The organism is Photorhabdus sp. RM323S, assembly GCF_042879375.1.
GTDB lineage: Bacteria > Pseudomonadota > Gammaproteobacteria > Enterobacterales > Enterobacteriaceae > Photorhabdus > Photorhabdus tasmaniensis.
Map to the genome: position 1 here is coordinate 105,084 of NZ_JBHFKZ010000001.1, position 17,085 is coordinate 122,168.

Annotated in this window: 16 protein-coding genes, 1 pseudogene and 1 riboswitch; of the genes and pseudogenes, 9 read left to right on the forward strand and 8 right to left on the reverse strand. The window is 42.4% G+C overall.

What is annotated here, in order from left to right; translation table 11 throughout:
* Positions 1 to 250: 250 nt before the first annotated feature.
* The 6 genes and pseudogenes from ACGF7G_RS00430 to thiB all read right to left on the reverse strand — a co-directional run bounded on the left by ACGF7G_RS00430 (position 251) and on the right by thiB (position 5,534).
* Positions 251 to 691, reverse strand: coding sequence for a DUF6201 family protein (locus tag ACGF7G_RS00430; protein WP_387462814.1), 441 nt, complete (start codon positions 689 to 691; stop codon positions 251 to 253).
* Positions 688 to 1,533, reverse strand: a pseudogene (locus ACGF7G_RS00435) (DUF6402 family protein). The gene ACGF7G_RS00430 and the pseudogene ACGF7G_RS00435 overlap by 4 nt, the downstream one beginning before the upstream one ends.
* Positions 1,534 to 1,535: 2 nt before the next feature.
* Positions 1,536 to 2,132 (reverse strand): type VI secretion system tube protein TssD, encoded by a 597-nt coding sequence (gene tssD, locus ACGF7G_RS00440; protein ID WP_387462816.1) that lies wholly within the window; start codon positions 2,130 to 2,132, stop codon positions 1,536 to 1,538.
* A 108-nt stretch (positions 2,133 to 2,240) separates the two neighbouring features.
* A complete protein-coding gene (thiQ, locus tag ACGF7G_RS00445; protein ID WP_387462818.1) occupies positions 2,241 to 2,948 on the reverse strand; it encodes a thiamine ABC transporter ATP-binding protein ThiQ in 708 nt (235 codons plus the stop codon).
* On the reverse strand, positions 2,941 to 4,545 hold the full coding sequence (thiP, locus tag ACGF7G_RS00450; RefSeq protein WP_387462819.1) for a thiamine/thiamine pyrophosphate ABC transporter permease ThiP: 1,605 nt from the start codon (positions 4,543 to 4,545) through the stop codon (positions 2,941 to 2,943). The genes thiQ and thiP overlap by 8 nt, the downstream gene beginning before the upstream one ends.
* Positions 4,521 to 5,534, reverse strand: a complete 1,014-nt coding sequence (gene thiB, locus ACGF7G_RS00455; RefSeq protein WP_387462820.1) for a thiamine ABC transporter substrate binding subunit — start codon at positions 5,532 to 5,534, stop codon at positions 4,521 to 4,523. Before thiB ends, thiP begins: the two co-directional genes overlap by 25 nt.
* 72 nt (positions 5,535 to 5,606) lie before the next feature.
* Positions 5,607 to 5,711, reverse strand: a riboswitch (TPP riboswitch).
* Between the two features lie 113 nt (positions 5,712 to 5,824).
* On the opposite strand from thiB, the gene rppH reads away from it, so the two are divergent.
* From rppH to thyA, 4 genes are all read left to right on the forward strand, one after another.
* The gene (rppH, locus tag ACGF7G_RS00460; protein ID WP_387462821.1) at positions 5,825 to 6,355 is read left to right on the forward strand and encodes an RNA pyrophosphohydrolase; all 531 of its coding nucleotides are present in this window, start codon (positions 5,825 to 5,827) and stop codon (positions 6,353 to 6,355) included.
* 9 nt (positions 6,356 to 6,364) lie between these two features.
* Positions 6,365 to 8,611, forward strand: coding sequence for a phosphoenolpyruvate--protein phosphotransferase (ptsP, locus tag ACGF7G_RS00465; protein WP_387462822.1), 2,247 nt, complete (start codon positions 6,365 to 6,367; stop codon positions 8,609 to 8,611).
* Positions 8,612 to 8,686: 75 nt separating this feature from the next.
* Positions 8,687 to 9,562, forward strand: a complete 876-nt coding sequence (lgt, locus tag ACGF7G_RS00470; RefSeq protein WP_387462823.1) for a prolipoprotein diacylglyceryl transferase — start codon at positions 8,687 to 8,689, stop codon at positions 9,560 to 9,562.
* Complete coding sequence (gene thyA / locus ACGF7G_RS00475) at positions 9,559 to 10,353, forward strand: thymidylate synthase (RefSeq protein WP_387462824.1); 795 nt, start codon at positions 9,559 to 9,561, stop codon at positions 10,351 to 10,353. Before lgt ends, thyA begins: the two co-directional genes overlap by 4 nt.
* 73 nt (positions 10,354 to 10,426) lie before the next feature.
* Here the strand turns inward: thyA and ACGF7G_RS00480 are convergent, their stop codons facing one another.
* Together ACGF7G_RS00480 and ACGF7G_RS00485 are read right to left on the reverse strand one after the other, a co-directional pair.
* Entirely contained in the window at positions 10,427 to 10,849 is a 423-nt protein-coding gene (locus ACGF7G_RS00480; RefSeq protein ID WP_133813713.1) for a type II toxin-antitoxin system HigA family antitoxin, read from the reverse strand.
* A complete protein-coding gene (locus ACGF7G_RS00485; protein WP_133813714.1) occupies positions 10,846 to 11,157 on the reverse strand; it encodes a type II toxin-antitoxin system HigB family toxin in 312 nt (103 codons plus the stop codon). Before ACGF7G_RS00485 ends, ACGF7G_RS00480 begins: the two co-directional genes overlap by 4 nt.
* A gap of 569 nt (positions 11,158 to 11,726) precedes the next feature.
* Between ACGF7G_RS00485 and ACGF7G_RS00490 the strand changes: the two genes are divergently transcribed.
* The 5 genes from ACGF7G_RS00490 to recC are packed head-to-tail and all read left to right on the forward strand — an operon-like array spanning position 11,727 to position 17,077.
* Positions 11,727 to 12,242 (forward strand): prepilin peptidase-dependent protein, encoded by a 516-nt coding sequence (locus ACGF7G_RS00490; RefSeq protein ID WP_387462826.1) that lies wholly within the window; start codon positions 11,727 to 11,729, stop codon positions 12,240 to 12,242.
* Positions 12,243 to 12,284: 42 nt separating this feature from the next.
* Positions 12,285 to 12,872, forward strand: coding sequence for a prepilin peptidase-dependent protein (locus ACGF7G_RS00495; protein WP_387462827.1), 588 nt, complete (start codon positions 12,285 to 12,287; stop codon positions 12,870 to 12,872).
* A 5-nt stretch (positions 12,873 to 12,877) separates the two neighbouring features.
* A complete protein-coding gene (locus tag ACGF7G_RS00500; RefSeq protein ID WP_387462828.1) occupies positions 12,878 to 13,345 on the forward strand; it encodes a YgdB family protein in 468 nt (155 codons plus the stop codon).
* Positions 13,342 to 13,728: a prepilin-type N-terminal cleavage/methylation domain-containing protein gene (locus ACGF7G_RS00505; protein ID WP_387462829.1), complete on the forward strand. Its 387-nt coding sequence runs from the start codon at positions 13,342 to 13,344 to the stop codon at positions 13,726 to 13,728. The genes ACGF7G_RS00500 and ACGF7G_RS00505 overlap by 4 nt, the downstream gene beginning before the upstream one ends.
* Complete coding sequence (gene recC / locus ACGF7G_RS00510; RefSeq protein ID WP_387462830.1) at positions 13,706 to 17,077, forward strand: exodeoxyribonuclease V subunit gamma; 3,372 nt, start codon at positions 13,706 to 13,708, stop codon at positions 17,075 to 17,077. Before ACGF7G_RS00505 ends, recC begins: the two co-directional genes overlap by 23 nt.
* Positions 17,078 to 17,085 lie beyond the last annotated feature (8 nt).

Genomic DNA, 17,085 nt, shown 5'->3' on the forward strand with positions numbered 1-17,085 from the left:
GAACCCGCCAATAGTGTAAAAAAAAGGAATACCGTAGTATCCCCCTCATTTTTATTGAAACCTATCGTTCTAATTTATATCAACACTTTCATATCCATTATCGCTTGGATATATAAAAACATTTTTACCACTTAATTTATCCACATAACCTCTAACAGACATCTTCATATTTTAATTACCCATAGCACCATACCAATCATTAATTGTATCAAATTTAGAACCGAATTTTCTAAAGTTAACTACCGAAAAATTAATGAAAATACTTAAGTATTTTACTCCACCATTTCTTATGGTTGATTGATATTTCATAAGCATTGGAAAAGTCCTCTGAGTTAACAACAACGAAACGGTCGTTAAAAGGATCAGAATCGTCATTATTTGGAAACATAGGATTTCTCTCTAATACATTTATTATTCCAGACATATAAAATGGAGAGCTTTGGCCTATATAATTATTGTTAATATCATATAGAACCACAAAAAAAGATTCTCTTTCCACTGTAAGAAAATACATTCCAAACAAATTTACTGGCAAGGGCTTATAATATTTGGCAATATATCCATCGTTTTTACTCTCATGTATTTCAGCCTTATTTTTCAGAAAGGTAACGTGTGATAAGAAAAACCACCAAAGTAAAATAACTCCCAATATCGAGAACAATATTTTTCTCATGGTATTTTTGGAAATCATAGTTCTATAACCCTATGCTCAGGTAATGCGAACATCCATAAAACATCCGAAAACACTATAAAATCACCGCCTTTTTTATATTTTCTTTGCCATGCTTTGAAATCGTCATTATAGATAGGAACGGTTCCTGAATATTCACCAGCTAACTCTTTCCATACACTTTTTTCATAAAGTCCCATATAAGCCAGTGTCTTAGCCTTATTTAATACCCCATTTTTATGCCATATGCCAAGAAACTCACTTTTCGTTACAAAATCATAACTGTCTTTCAGATAAATACCAATAAGTTCTGTAACAAAAACGTCTTTCGAATTTCTTTTATCAATATGACCTCTTACTGCTAATTTGATTGTTGCTTTACCTATGGCCCCATAATAATCATCAATTGTATCGGTCATCGCTCCTATCTCTCTGGCACTCACCTAAGCATATGTATCTAATTCAATAGCTGAGTCAGTATACCCTATGCGTTTATCTTCGCTTTTGCTTAGTCTTTTTCTTAGTAGTCTTATTCCTAAAGGTGAAGCCCACATATAATGTAATTCTTCTACAAGCGCTCTTACCTGTGTATAATTTATTGCCCACGTCATTTTCACAATAGAATCATTAATTATTTCTTTTGGTATATCCACTGAATCCATTTCTACAGCATATTTTTTCTTTTCTTCTACATTTTTAAATGAAAATACTGGCTCAGTATCAAACCAATGCCGCATTAATTTTGGAGCCATTTCCCAACCCATTCTCTCCATTGCATCAGGAATTTGATTTAAATAAAAGATATCCATTTCAATCTCTGTAACAGCCCCACCCTTAACCGTTTTAGTTTTTAAAATAGCCATAATTAGAGCCCTATTCTTGTTTGATATAAATATTCAACTTCGATAGTTTCTTCTTTTTTTGTTTCGAACTGTTTTGTCACACCAGATGTTTTAAACATATCTTCTATTAATCCTTTTTCTGTTCTCACTCCATATGCAATATTTGGACAAACATCGCCCTGATGTTTAAGTTTGAATTGCTTGCTAAACAAAGAAGTGATAACCGTTTCAATCCGTGGCTTAATATTTGAGAATCCAGAAAGTAGCGGCTTTTCCTCTTCACGCCCAGCTAATTGCGAAATACTATAACCTGTCGTTCCGGCTGCAAGGTGACTGCACGAAATAGACTTGTAATCAAGCATAACGACTTCATACGGAATTACTCCGTTGTCGTCTATTGAATGCGGATAATTGTAGGAAACATTAACAATGGTGGCACCTGTCAGTTTGATTTCATAAAAAAACTCCAACTGCCCCATTGGGCTTGTCCGATAACACATAAATCTCGCATCCAACAACTCGTTACCATCTATCGCCATCGCTAACAAGGGCGAGGATTTATCAAGGAGCTTCACAAAGCTGACAGGGTGATGATGGACGTTCTGGTTGCGGCTCATCATCTCTGATGCTATAAGCAGAAGTACCCGCATGGTCACAGAAGGAAGTAATCGAAATACCAAGCCATATCCTGTTCCCATTTATTCTGACAGCAATGGCATTAATAACGCCTAACTAGAATCGACCTTCCTACCCAAAATAGCCGCTTCAGAAACAGTACCGGCAACCAATGCATTGGTTGAACCGTCATAATGAATATTGCCATCAACAATTAATAAAGCGCGGTCAGCTATACGGGCGGCATCATCCAGATTATGCGAAACCATCAGCAAAGTAAGCTGGCGTTCATTGCAAACTTGCTCCAGCAATACCAGCATTTCATTACGCAAGGCTGGATCAAGAGCGGAAAAGGGCTCATCAAGTAACAAAATTGGCTGCTGGCGTACTAAACAACGCGCTAATGCTGCCCGTTGTCGTTGTCCACCAGAAAGTTGAGCAGGCAAACGAGTAAGACAATCTTCCAACGAAACCTGGGAGACTATTTGCTGTAACGTCTGTTGCTGTTTGCTATTAAGGCGTAATCCGGGATGTAATCCCAACCCAATATTCTGTTCAATCGTCAGATGAGAGAAGAGGTTATTTTCTTGAAATAACATGGATACCGGGCGCTGAGAAGGTGGCGTATTGGTGTGATTTTCTCCATTCAGCCATACGGAACCTTTTTCTGCTGTTTGAAAACCGGCGATCAGGTTCAGTAATGTACTTTTACCTGCCCCACTGGGCCCAAGAATGGCGATACGCTCCCCAGCCTGAATCTGCAAGTCAAAGAGCATCATCAGATGTTCATAGGTGTAAGCCAAATTCTTAAGTTTAAGCATTACGTCGCCCCGGTAAGCGTTCAAGTAAACTAAACAGCATAAAACATAATAATAACAGCAATAAGGCGGTGACTGCGCCATCTTGACTACGGTAAGCCCCTATTTGCTGGTACAGATAGAAAGGAAGTGTACGGAAATCTTCATTACCAAACAGCGCGACAACACCAAAATCCCCAATCGAAAGGACACAAGCAAAAGCCAGAGCTTGCGCCAGCGGGATTTTCAATGCTTTTAGCTCAATCCAACGCAGTCGGTTAATACCTTGAATGTTCAGGGATCGACACAGCGGATTATAGCGGGCTGCCAGATCTTTCATGGGATTATCCAGAACTTTCAATGCATAAGGAATCGCCATCAGTGCGTTGGTTAAAATCACCAGACCATAGGGTGAGCGGGGTAAGCCGATGGTGTCGTTAAGGAGTAGAAAAAAACCGGTTGCCAGCACGATGCCGGGCATAGCCAGGATCAACAAACCACTTATTTCCATCGCTTGTCCCCAGCGGGGTGAATAACGCAGGCACAGCTCGCGGCTGCTCCACAGCAACATCATCGTAAATAAAACACACAGTAATCCGGCGCCTAACGCAATCACAATGGATGTGATAAATGCCTGCCACAATACAGGCTGGCGTAATACGTTGAATAACCCGCTGTTCAGACCATCCACGACAACAGCCAACAATGGGGGAACCAGCAGTAACAATGCCGCGGTAATTGACATGCTGTCACAGATTTTTCTCAGCAAAGTATCCTGTGGATTACGCCACTGCTGTTGATTGCTATAGCCGATGGACAGAGCACTGTTAAGTTTCTGACTAAGAAGAACAAAACCAAGACAGCAAGTCAGCTGAATCAAAGCCAGTAACGCGGCACGGCCGAGATCGTAGTCATAGCTTAACGCCTGATAGATTGCCAACTCGACAGTTGTTGCCGCAGGCCCGCCACCTAAAGCCAGCACTGTGGCAAAACTGGCGAAGCAGAGCATAAAAATCAGCGCGCCGGTTGGCAGGATTTGGCGGCGCAGGTAAGGCCATTCAACGAAACGAAAATGTTGCCATTCACTCATGCCTAACTGTGCGGCTAACTGCCGTTGTTCCACCGCAATGTTTTCCAGTGATTGCAGTAACAGCCGTGTTGCCAGTGGCATATTAAAGAAGATATGCGCCAGCAAAATTCCCTTTAAACCGTAAGGTGTAAAATGGTAATTGATACCAGCCCATTCACAGAACTGCGCCAGCCAACCGACTCTGCCATAGACAGTCAGAATGCCAAACAGAGCGACCAGTACAGGCAAAACCAGCGTCATAGCACACAGGCGCAAAAACAAAGTTCGGCCTGGAAAATGACGGCGATAGAGTGCCCGGGAAAGAAAAATAGCGGGCATAACAGAAAACAGAGCCGATAAAAAAGCTTGCCAGAATGTAAAACACACCACATGCCACAAATAGCGATCTTCTGTCAGCAAGTACCAGTCGCCTTCAGGCGCGTTACACCAAAGTGTACCGAATGCCAGTAAAGCGACCAATAGCAAAAAACCGGAGGCAATCGCCCCCGGCAACAGCCATCCGGCTATTAGCGGCTGACAGCGCTTTGCCATGCACGAATCCATTGGTTACGGTGTTTTGCGACGTCTTCCGCACGGTACTGTAATGATCTTTCTGGTATTGAAAGCTGTGAATAAACTTCTGGTAGTTGAATATCAATGACCGGATACATCCAGTTAGTGGTTGGAATTTCCTGTTGGAAAGCTGGAGTTAATATAAACCGCATAAATTTCTGGGCAAGTTCCGGTTGCTTGCTGGAGGCCAGTTGGGCGGCAACTTCGACTTGCAAGTAATGACCTTCACTAAACGTTGCCGCAGCATAATAGTCTTTCTTCTCAGACAAAATGTGATAGCCCGGTGAAGAGGTATAGCTCAGGACCAAATCGCCTTCGCCTTTCAGGAACAGACCATAAGCTTCACTCCAGCCTTTGGTGACTGTCAGTGTTTTCTTTGCCAGTTTTTGCCAGGCTTGTGGGGCATCATCACCATAAATTTTCTGCATCCACAACAGCAAACCTTGCCCTGGTGTGCTGGTACGGGGATCTTGATAGATCACTTTCCAGTTATTGTGACTGTTGATCAGTTCATCCATGCTCTTTGGCGGATTTGGCAACGTATTTTTGTTGTAAATGAAAGCAAAGTAACCATAGTCATAAGGAATAAATACGTTGTTATTCCATGGCACAGGCAGTTTCAGTTTGCGGGTATCTACTTGGCTTTCAGTGAACAGACCGGTTTGTTGGGCCGCTTGAATCAAGTTGTTATCCAGACCAAGGATAATATCGGCAGCCGTTCGCTTTCCCTCCATTCTGAGGCGATTGAGCAGGGACACACCATCTTCCAGAGCAACAAATTTCAGTTCACAGTCACATTCAGCTTCAAACGCTTTTTTAATCGCAGGCCCTGGTCCCCATTCGGTGGCAAAAGAATCATAGGTGTAGACAGTTAATACCGGCTTTGCCTGTGCAACCTGACTCAATAACAAAGCAGAGGCTGACAGTACCGTCAGTACGATTAATTTCGAAAATAACGTCTTAAACACTTTGCTCTCCTTAATTTAAGAGGATTGGCAAAGGATCTGAGGGCGCGCTAAACGAAAAGATAATTTCAGTGAAACAATTAGCAGCTCAAATCCCTACGCCAGTATTAGCCAGATCAGGTTCGGCGGGTTTACTCTCAGCAAGACTGTTTTAAACAGCCAGCACCCCGTTGAGATGGCGCTATTGTAGAGATTTAGCTAGCGACTGCAAAGTCCAATGATAGAGGTTTACCACTTGAGGGTAGTGTGAAACAATTAGTCATCTTTCAAATTTAGTTTATTGAGGTAGTCTGGTGATCGATGATGATGGCTACCGCCCGAATGTAGGAATTGTAATTTGTAATCGACAAGGCCAGGTTTTGTGGGCCCGGCGTTATGGGCAACATTCCTGGCAATTCCCTCAGGGGGGGATTAATCCGGGGGAATCACCAGAGCAGGCTATGTATCGGGAACTGTATGAAGAAGTGGGTTTGGGCCGGAAGGATGTACGCGTTCTGGCCTCTACCCGTAATTGGTTACGTTACAAATTACCCAAGCGTTTGGTGCGTTGGGATACAAGACCTGTCTGTATTGGTCAAAAACAGCGGTGGTTTTTATTACAACTACTTTGTAATGAAGAAGATATTAATGTGCAGCACAGTAATACCCCGGAGTTTGATGGCTGGCGCTGGGTCAGCTATTGGTATCCTGTCCGGCAGGTTGTCTCTTTTAAACGTGATGTTTACCGGCGTGTGATGAAAGAATTTGCTTCGGTTGTGATGCCAATGCAAGAAAGCATATTGTTGTCGCGTTCTTCATATTCTTATCGTCGCAAAAGAAGTTAGGTTAACACCATGCTTATGCGCTTACGGGAAATTGTTGAAAAAGTTGCTATGGCAACCAATCTGGCCGAAGCGCTTGAGCTATTGGTGAATGAGACTTGCCTGGCGATGAGCACAGATGTGTGCTCTATCTATCTTGCTGATCATCAACGGCAATGTTATTACCTGATGGCAACCCGAGGATTGAGGAAACCCCGGGGAAGAATTGTCAGCCTGGCATTTGGTGAGGGAGTGGTTGGGCAAGTTGGTCAATTATCTGAACTGATTAATTTGGCGGATGTACGCAGCCATCCCAGTTTCAAATACCTGCCTCAGGTTAAGGAAGATAACTTCCGTGCTTTTTTAGGGGTTCCGGTTATTTATCGTCGTCAGTTGCAAGGGGTTCTGGTCGTTCAGCAGCAGGAACAACGCTTGTTTAATGAAACCGAAGAATCCTTTATGGTGACGCTTGCGACGCAGCTGGCCGTGATCCTTGCTCAGGCTCAGACCAAGGGCGTGTTTGGTCACTACCGGCAGACTCGAATTAAAGCGTTGGCAATTTCTAATGGCATCGTCATGGCCCAAGGGTGGCAGGATTGTTCCCAGCCCTCACTTGAACAAATTTTTGAAGCATCAACCCTTGATCATGCAGCGGAACGTTCTCGTCTGATTCAGGCACTTGAAGATACGATGGCGGAATGCCGGCGGCTCAGTAGGCGTTTTACTACCGGTTCTCAAAAAGAGAGCGCTGCGATTTTTGATCTCTATTCCTACCTTTTGAATGATCCTCAATTGAAACAAGATCTGTTTTCTTGTATTGAACAAGGGTCTGTCGCGCAATGGGCGGTTAAACAAGTTATTGAGAAATACGCAGAGCAATTCACCCGCTTACAAGACGCCTATATGCGGGAAAGGGCATCGGATCTGCGGGCACTTGGGCAACGATTACTGTTCCATCTGGATGATTCACCGACTGTCAGCCATCAGTGGCCTAAATGGTTTATTCTGGTTGCTGATGAACTGAGTGCTAACCTATTGGCAGAAATGCCGCAGGAAAGATTAGCCGGGGTTATTGTTCGTGATGGCGCGACGCATTCACACTCTGCCATATTGGTTCGTGCGATGGGGATCCCGGCCATTATGGGGGCTGATATCCAGCCGGAACTCCTGCACAATCGTATGCTGATCCTTGATGGTTTCCGTGGCGAAGTTTTTATTGAACCTGAACCGCTGATTTCTCAGGAATATAAACAGATCATCGAAGAAGAAAAAGCACTTAGCAAACTGGCTGAAGGGGATGTTGATCGGGAAGCGCGTCTCAAAAGTGGTGAGCGTATTCTTGTTCAGCTTAATGCGGGGTTGAGTCTGAAATATGAGTTACAGATAGGCAATAATATTGATGGTGTTGGTCTCTATCGAACCGAAATACCCTTTATGTTGCACAGTGGTTTCCCCTCCGAAGAGGAACAAAAAGCCCGTTATCAGGAGATGCTGCAATTATTTCCCGATAAACCGGTGGTATTGCGTACACTTGATATCGGTGCGGATAAACAACTGCCATATATGCCCATCAGCGAAGAAAACCCTTGTTTGGGGTGGCGCGGTATACGGGTGACACTGGATCAACCGGAAATTTTTCTTATTCAGCTTAGGGCTATGCTCCGAGCTAACGTTAATCGCGGTAATTTGAAAATACTTCTGCCCATGATCACGAGTATGGAAGAAATTGATGAATCCAAGCGGTTAATTGACAGAGCGAAAGAGGAAGTTGAGCAAATTCTGGCACGTCAGATACCTACGCCGCAACTTGGCGTGATGATAGAAGTTCCTTCGGCTATTTTTCTCTTGCCGCAACTAAAAAGCAGAGTCGATTTTGTTTCTATTGGCACCAATGACTTGACCCAGTATCTGTTGGCCGTAGATCGAAATAACACCCATGTCGCTTCCCTTTATGACTGTTTGCACCCGGCTGTAATTCGGGCATTAAAACTGGTATTTGAAAATAGCCGGCAAGCAGGTCTTGCTATCAATATTTGTGGTGAAATGGCAGGTTCTCCTATGGGTGCTCTGCTATTAATTGGCCTTGGCTATCGTAGCCTGAGTATGAGTGGTTGTAGTGTGCCAAGGATTAAATATTTATTACGTCATTTGGAGAGGGTTCAGGTTGAGAAATTGATGACTGAAATACTACAGGCTGAAACCAGTGTAAGAGTAAAGGAGCTGTCAGCAGCGTTTATGGAGCAGCATGGGATTGGTGGTTTGGTCAGAGGCGGAATTTAATCCGTTTAACGGCTTATACTATGATTCGCAATCATTTGCTTTAGGGTATTCATTTTAAATATTAAGTGGGGAACGATGAGTAACAACTACCTGGCATTTCCTAATATTGACCCGGTTATTTTTTCAGTAGGTCCCGTATCCCTTCATTGGTATGGTTTTATGTACTTGGTAGGGTTTGTATTCGCCATGTGGCTGGCGACACGCAGGGCCGCGAAACCCAATAGTGGTTGGGCAAAAAACGAAGTAGAGAACTTGCTCTATGCAGGTTTTGTTGGCGTCTTTGTTGGTGGCCGTCTTGGCTACGTACTGTTTTATAATCTCCCTGCCTTTCTCGATAACCCGCTTTATTTGTTTAAAGTTTGGGATGGAGGAATGTCTTTCCACGGTGGCTTGATGGGGGTTATCTGCGCAATGTGGTTATTTGGCCGCAGAACTAAACGCCACTTCTTACAAGTTGCTGATTTTATTGCACCGTTAGTCCCTTTTGGCCTAGGTATGGGGCGAATTGGCAATTTTATTAATGGTGAGTTATGGGGGCGTGTCACATTGGATACACCGTGGGCTATGCTGTTTCCAAGCTCCCGTGGTGAAGATATGGCACTGGCAGCAACTGACCCTTCACTGTTATCCATACTTGAACAATATGGCGTTCTTCCCCGTCACCCTTCACAACTCTACGAAATGGCGTTAGAGGGGATCGTCCTGTTTATTATTTTAAATTTATATATCCGTAAACCTCGTCCAATGGGTAGTGTTTCCGGCCTATTCTTAATTGGCTACGGTGTTTTCAGGATAATAGTGGAATTCTTCCGTCAACCGGATGCACAACTGGGTTTATTCGATGGGATCAGCATGGGACAAATTCTTTCTGTTCCAATGATCCTTGCGGGAATTTTAATGATGATATGGGCATACAAACACCAAGGTAATAAGGTACAAGAGGTAAAATGAAACAGTATCTGGACTTAATGAAAAAAGTGCTTGAAGAAGGCACTCCGAAAGCAGACCGCACCGGGACGGGGACTGTCTCCATTTTCGGGCATCAGATGCGTTTCAATTTGCAGGATGGTTTCCCACTGGTGACAACTAAACGTTGTCATATCCGCTCAATTATTCATGAGCTTCTTTGGTTCCTGGATGGTGATACGAATATCAAATACCTGCATGAAAATAGTGTCACTATTTGGGATGAATGGGCGGATGAGAACGGCGATTTGGGGCCTGTGTATGGTAAACAATGGCGTGCATGGGGAACGGCAGATGGCCGCCAGATCGACCAACTGAAAACGGTGCTGGATCAGCTTAAAAGCGATCCGGATTCACGCAGGATCATTGTTTCGGCCTGGAACGTCGGTGAACTGGATAAAATGGCATTAGCACCGTGCCATGCTTTCTTCCAGTTCTATGTTGCGGATGGCAAACTGTCCTGCCAGCTTTACCAGCGCTCTTGTGACGTATTCCTTGGCTTGCCGTTCAATATCGCCAGCTATGCATTGTTGGTTCATATGATGGCACAGCAATGTGATCTGGCAGTGGGGGATTTTGTCTGGACTGGTGGTGACACTCATCTTTATAACAACCATATGGAACAGACACAATTACAGCTCAGTCGTGAGCCGCGTTCATTGCCAAAACTGGTCATAAAGCGTAAGCCGAAATCACTTTTTGATTATAAGTTTGATGATTTTGACATTGTCGATTATGACCCGTATCCAGGAATAAAGGCACCGGTTGCTATTTAGTTGCTTGGTTATTAGCAACAATCTGGAGGGAGACAATTTATGATAAATTGTCTCCCTGAGGGAACAGATAAAGCTAATCGATAAAAACTGCGCTAGAAACCTTAAAACGTGTACTCAAGGCTTTTATATGGGTTACTGTTAGCGACCTCGTTCCACTCAGAATTTGTGATACGAGGGAAGCTCCCCCGATTTCGTTTTTAAGGTCGGCTTGTTTAAGGCCGTGTTGATCCATCAGAACCCGCAGGGCTGCAACCCCGGTAGGAATATTTTCAATAGCCTGATTAAATTCTGCAAATTCAGGCGCAGTATCTTCATAGCGTTCAATTGCAGTAGCTAGAATTTCAATTAACCCTTTGTTATTTTCATAGTTTTTGAAAAGCTCATCAATCAAAGCCAGTGCTTCTTTGTGCTGTTCTGAGGTATTGATGTAGGTCAGCCAAGGGATCTCTGAAAACAGAGCGTTAGCCCGTTCCTGAACGACTACAAAATTGATCATGCTCTGTTTCTCCGGTAGTAGTCGGTTAACTTGTCGTATTCTGTGTGGGATACGATGTGTTTAATGTAACAGTGCCCCATTGAAAACTCGATAAAGGCCAATAACCGGACATTGTTACCACCAATATCGATACACCACCATCGATCGCGATACTTAAAACGATCAAGACTGGGAAAATACTGCTTTAATTCAAGCGGGGTTTTAACATGGAGTGACTTAAGTAGGAGATATACACCCTGTATAGCGTCACGCTCATTGGGAAAACGCTTTTGCGCCTCAATAAATGGTGTTCTGGATATGACCCGCATTGTTCCCCTTCCTTAGCTGTTCGGATAGTATACTCTAAAAATAAAATTTTACAATATGTAAAGTTTTATTTTGCAAAATGTGAACATTCAATGGTGTTGATATTAATAAAATAGACTCTACAGGAATAGATACCGAAACAGTTCAAGGCACCAACCAGAATGGCACATTGGTCAAACATATCCTGATGGATTTATTGTGCTTAGAGCCTATAGAAAGAGTCATTGCTGATATCTATATTCTTGATGAATTATTTTTCTGGCTGATATTATTTATCTTTATATAATTCTTTAAGAAAATAAGTTTCTTACTTTAAAATACCTTATTTTTCCTTAGATTGCATTTTTGCAAATACTCTCTCTCATAACCATGTGAACTTACTGTGTATTATAATAATAAGAAACAAAAACGTCTATTCTTATTGATTTTTGCGAGGCTCTACGCAATTTAAATGTAACAATAATGTGTTGTTATTTTTTTATTGACGCACTCTCGCATAAAGTTCAATTATGTGTTTATTCTGTTTTTAAAATAAATAGAATGTCTTACGAAAGGATGGAAGGAATTGTTAATGGAAGATAACATTAATATAACTGGTAGTTATAATATTGATAATCAATTAGGTTTTTCCTTATTGGAATTGATGATTGTTATTGTTTTAATTTCAATATTTTCTTTATGGGGGATACAAGCATGGGGCGATCATCAGGAAAGGACCAGATTACAGGAATCAGTACAGAAGGTATTAACATTTATCGCCAGACAGCAATCTATGGCAAATTATCTAAACAAAGAAGTCGTATTGTGGCTGAAAACGGGAAAAGAGTGGTGTATAGCGCTTTCTAGATCTGCACTTGCTGATTGTGATTTAGAGACTGTTGAGGGTATAAAATCATCCTATCAGGATGTTGTTATAAGTTCAGCAACTAAGGAGCAGATAGAGTTTCATGGAATAAGAAACACGATGATGCCCGCGAGTTTTATCTTGGCTAATTCCGCAGGTGAAATATCAGTTATTTTTTCTTCACGAGGAAGAGTAAGATCATGTAGCAATAATAAGTTTAATAGTATCCCAGCTTGTGGTTAATGATGCTTTTTCTTATAAAATAAGTGATACTCTATTGTAATAATGGAACATAAAAACCAATCTGGAATGACATTGTTAGAAGTGATTGTGGCAATGGCTATTGGCACGATTATCTTACTGGCGATTGCTAAAAGTTACCCGGTTTTAACCAGACAAATAATGGAGTTATATCAGCGATATCGTTTAGGCTATTTCGTTAAACAAACATTACATATTATAGAAAAAGATATTCGTCGAGCAGGATATTGCCAGTATTATTGCGATGGAAAGCCAATATTAATCAATAGTAAAAATGATGAAAGTGAGGATTCATGCCTAATTATTGCATACGATCTTAATGTAAATAACCAATGGGAACCACCAGAACACAGTGAGTCAGAATTCTTTGGCTATCGTCTTAGTAATAAGTCAATGGAATGGAAAAGAGGTGCGGGTAACTGTCAGGGCAATGGCTGGGAAAGGCTATTTGACCCAAATGAGATAATGGTAGATTCATTTAAAGCAGAAAAATTACCAACAAAAGATGGATTAGTTTTTATCAAATTGACGCTTATTGCACATTGGTTTAAACATCCATCAATAAACTACCAATATCAGGCAGTAATACGTTTGCGCAATATCAGGGGATAAGTACCGTGACTGAGCATTCTCCAAATGTCTGCCTGCAATTTCAACAAGGAAATGTATTGTTGATTTCAGTGCTGATGTTGCTGGCTGTCAGCCTTATGATGCTGAAAGCTTTACATCATCATCTTGATAATGCATTAATCATGATGATCGATGAACGCAGATATTTAAAAGCTTTTCAGCAAGCAGAATCTGCATTGGCATGGGGAATGGCTCAGTCATGGCTACTTTATAGTGATAAAACAGAAGAATGGTATTGCCTGCAACAGCAGGAGTTCCATCTGACAAGTTGTTTAAAAAGGTACTCAAGTAATTTTTTTCTGCTGAAAGGTGTGGCAGAAGTGGCATCTGGGCAATCTGTCGGATTATATCAATGGATGAAATTAGTCTCTTCTGGTGGCAGTGATTCTCTTATTCCGGTAGAAAGCGGTTGGTTGGATTTCTGTCCTGAAGTAGATGAGGGGTTTTGCTCATGAAATCAGATCCTTTCTGTGATCATCAATCAGGGATGAGTTTACCCGAAGTTATGGTTGCCGTTATGGTCTTTTCTGTCTCTTTGCTGGGATTAATGCGTTATCATCAGGCGCTATTATTTGGATTTCAGCAACATTGGCAACAATCAAAGGCGGACAAATTATCTCATGGATACCTGGAACAATATGAATTAATTGCAGGTCAAAGTGCTTTAGCAGAATTAACACCGCCACCGGGATGGCATGCTGAATTTCAGACGACATATCAGTTATCTGATTGCTATCAGCTTACAGTTATAGTGACAACGCCTTATAATCAGCAAAGTAAAGCAAGCCGGTGGATTTGTTCAAACGGGAGTCCTGATGTTCAAGGTTTATCATTCTAATCAGTTGGATCTTCTTAAAGAGCTGATAACAATACTTATCGGAAATAATCCTCTGACTGATCCGTTTGAGCAGGAAGTCATTCTGGTACAAAGCCCAGGAATGTCACAGTGGCTGCAAATCCAACTGGCTGAAAGAATAGGCATATCAGCCAATATTTCGTTTCCGCTTCCGGCTACTTTTATCTGGGATATGTTTACCAAAGTATTGCCTGATATCCCTAAAGAAAGCGCTTTCAGTAAAGATGCCATGACATGGAAACTGATGACGTTATTGCCTCAATTATTGCCAGAAGCAGAATTTGTTGCACTCAGGCACTATCTTGATCAGGATTTTGATAAACGGAAAATTCATCAATTGGCCGGACGGGTTGCTGACCTGTTTGACCAATATCTTGTTTATCGCCCGCAATGGCTGGAAAGCTGGCAGCAAGGGCAGCTTATTGATGGTTTGAGCGACAATCAATTGTGGCAGAAGAGATTGTGGCTGGAATTAACGGAATATACCCACCAGCTACAACAACCTCAATGGCATCGGGCTAACTTGTATCGCCGTTTTATTTCACTATTGGAAAACAGTGCTGAACTTTCAGCTTGTTTACCGAAACGGGTATTTATCTGTGGTATTTCTGCGTTGCCGCCTGTTTATTTACAAGCCTTACAGGCACTGGGACAGCATATTGATATTCACCTGATGTTTACCAATCCATGTCAATATTATTGGGGAGATATTCAGAATTATGCTTTTCTGGCAAAACTGAACAGCCGTAAACCGCGTCACTATAAAAATAAGCAGGAACTGGAATATTTTAAAGATCCTGGCAATGCTCAATCACTATTTAACGATGAAGGTGAACAGGATATCAGTCATCCCTTGTTGGCGTCATGGGGGCGATTGGGGCGTGATAATCTTTATTTACTGTCGCAGCTTGAGCAAAGTTCGGATGTTCACGCTTTTGTCGAATTAGAACAAGACAACATGTTACATCAGTTGCAAAGAGATATTCTCTATCTGGAGGATCATGCCCAGATTGGCGCAACAAAAGAAACATTTGAAAATAGCCTGCAAAAACGGTTGATTAATCCTTCGGATTGTTCTTTGTCTTTCCATGTTTGCCATAGCCCTCAACGGGAAGTGGAAGTTTTACAGGATCAGCTTTTAAGGTTGCTGGAAGATAATCCATCACTAACGCCAAGGGATATTATTGTGATGGTCGCGGATATCGACAATTATACTCCCTATGTTCAGGCGGTATTCGGTAATGTCTCTGCTGAACGTTATATTCCATTCGCAATTTCTGATCGCAAAGCCCGTCAGGCGCATTCAATTTTACAGGTATTTATTACACTGCTTGATTTACCTCAAAGCCGTTTTACCACTGAGCAGGTTTTAGCATTGCTGGAAGTGCCTGCTCTGGCAAATAAATTTGAAATTCATGAAGAGGGTTTACGTTTATTAAGGCGTTGGGTTGAAGAGTCTGGTGTTCGCTGGGGGCTGGATGATGACAATGTGGAAGAGTTGTCCTTGCCGGTGACAGGCCAGCATACATGGCGTTTTGGACTGACCAGAATGTTGTTGGGTTATGCCATGGATAGTCGGTCAGGCCCTTGGAAAGAGGTATTGCCTTATGATGAATCCAGCGGTTTGGCGGCGGAGCTTGCCGGCCAATTAGCTGAGTTTTTAATGCAATTGAGCTACTGGCGCAAAATTCTGGGTGAGAATCAGACGTTAATGGGCTGGTTACCTGTTTGTCAGCAATTGTTGGAGGCATTTTTCGTCGCAGACAGTGAAACTGAATTAGTACTGGCAATGATAGAGCAGCAGTGGCAAAAAGTGATAGGCAATGGTTTGAATGCTCGCTATCAGGAAATCGTGCCACTGGTTCTGTTGCGGGATGAATTGGCGCTCCGGTTTGATGATGAAAAAATAAGTCAGCGTTTTCTCGCTGGATCTGTCAACTTTTGCACCTTGATGCCAATGCGTTCTATCCCCTTTAAGGTTGTCTGTTTATTAGGAATGAATGACGGTATTTACCCCCGTTCAATTCCACCACTTGGGTTTGACCTGATGGCAGAAAAAAGCCAAAGGGGAGACAGAAAACGGCGGGATGATGATCGTTATTTATTCCTTGAAGCGCTGATATCCGCTGAACAGTTTCTTTATATCAGTTACATTGGCAAATCCATTCGAGATGATACGGAATGCAATCCTTCAGTGCTGGTTAACGAATTGCTGGATTATGTTTGCCAGAGTTTCTGCTTGCCGGGTAATAAAAAACTGAACGTTGATGAAAGTGCCGCTAATATCAGAAAACATCTGTTGTCTCTTCATACTCGAGTTCCATTTGCGCCGGAAAACTTTATACCGGGCAGTTATCAGCAAAGTTATGCAGAAGAGTGGCTACCGGCAGCAACTGAGCAAGGTGCGGCATATTCTGAATTTTGTCAGCCTATTGAAGCAGAACACATTCGGGAAATTACACTTGATGATTTAATCCGCTTTTACCGTCATCCCGTTCGGTTTTTTTTCCAGCGTTGCCTGAAAATAAACTTTGTCATTGAAGAAACGGAATTACCAGAGGAAGAACCTTTTGTTTTGGATAACTTTCAACGTTATCAATTTAATCAGCTATTGTTGAATACACTCATTGAACAACAATCGCCTGAGCCACTCTTCAACCGACTTCGTGCGGCAGGAGGGCTGCCTTTTGGTGCTTTTGGTGAGGTTTATTGGTTAAAACAGCAAAAAGAGATGCAGCCGCTGGCGGATAAAATTCGCGAACAACAAACAGAGACTTTCTCTGTCGATTTACATCATGATTTAGGGCAATTCATTCTGACTGGACGAATTAATAAGGCGCAGCCGGATGGTTTGCTACGTTGGCGACCAGCTAGTCTAACAGCAAATGATGGTATGCAGTTGTGGATTGAACATCTGGCTTACTGTCTTGCTGGTAGTCAGGGGGAAAGCCGCAGTTATGGACGTGATAACAGCGAATGGTGCTTTGCCCCGGTGCCGTCAGAACAAGCGAAAGATTATCTAAATCAACTGGTTGAAGGTTATCAGCGCGGAAGATCAGTGCCTTTGCCCTTGTTTTGTAAAAGTGGTTGGGTGTGGCTTTCAACATGTATGAATAAAGAAACGGGTGAGATTGACAGCAGTGATGAAATTCAATCAAAAGCTGAAAGCCAGCTATTGAAAGCATGGCTTGGGGATCAAGGACGCAGAGGGGAAGGTGACGATCCTTATGTTCAGCGGGCTTTCCGGCAAGCTGATAAATCATTTTTAGCAAAACTTAAACAGGAAGCGCTCAGTTATTTGTTACCGATAGCGCGATATCAGAACACATAGGGAGAATA

Bases quoted from the DNA above. Each gene is read 5' to 3' on its own strand.
- ACGF7G_RS00430 (WP_387462814.1), bottom strand. From the start codon at position 691: ATGATTTCCAAAAATACCATGAGAAAAATATTGTTCTCGATATTGGGA.
- tssD (WP_387462816.1), bottom strand. From the start codon at position 2,132: ATGATGAGCCGCAACCAGAACGTCCATCATCACCCTGTCAGCTTTGTG.
- thiQ (WP_387462818.1), bottom strand. From the start codon at position 2,948: ATGCTTAAACTTAAGAATTTGGCTTACACCTATGAACATCTGATGATG.
- thiP (WP_387462819.1), bottom strand. From the start codon at position 4,545: ATGGCAAAGCGCTGTCAGCCGCTAATAGCCGGATGGCTGTTGCCGGGG.
- ptsP (WP_387462822.1), top strand. From the start codon at position 6,365: ATGCTTATGCGCTTACGGGAAATTGTTGAAAAAGTTGCTATGGCAACC.
- lgt (WP_387462823.1), top strand. From the start codon at position 8,687: ATGAGTAACAACTACCTGGCATTTCCTAATATTGACCCGGTTATTTTT.
- thyA (WP_387462824.1), top strand. From the start codon at position 9,559: ATGAAACAGTATCTGGACTTAATGAAAAAAGTGCTTGAAGAAGGCACT.
- ACGF7G_RS00480 (WP_133813713.1), bottom strand. From the start codon at position 10,849: ATGATCAATTTTGTAGTCGTTCAGGAACGGGCTAACGCTCTGTTTTCA.
- ACGF7G_RS00485 (WP_133813714.1), bottom strand. From the start codon at position 11,157: ATGCGGGTCATATCCAGAACACCATTTATTGAGGCGCAAAAGCGTTTT.
- ACGF7G_RS00490 (WP_387462826.1), top strand. From the start codon at position 11,727: ATGGAAGATAACATTAATATAACTGGTAGTTATAATATTGATAATCAA.
- ACGF7G_RS00495 (WP_387462827.1), top strand. From the start codon at position 12,285: ATGGAACATAAAAACCAATCTGGAATGACATTGTTAGAAGTGATTGTG.
- ACGF7G_RS00505 (WP_387462829.1), top strand. From the start codon at position 13,342: ATGAAATCAGATCCTTTCTGTGATCATCAATCAGGGATGAGTTTACCC.
- recC (WP_387462830.1), top strand. From the start codon at position 13,706: ATGTTCAAGGTTTATCATTCTAATCAGTTGGATCTTCTTAAAGAGCTG.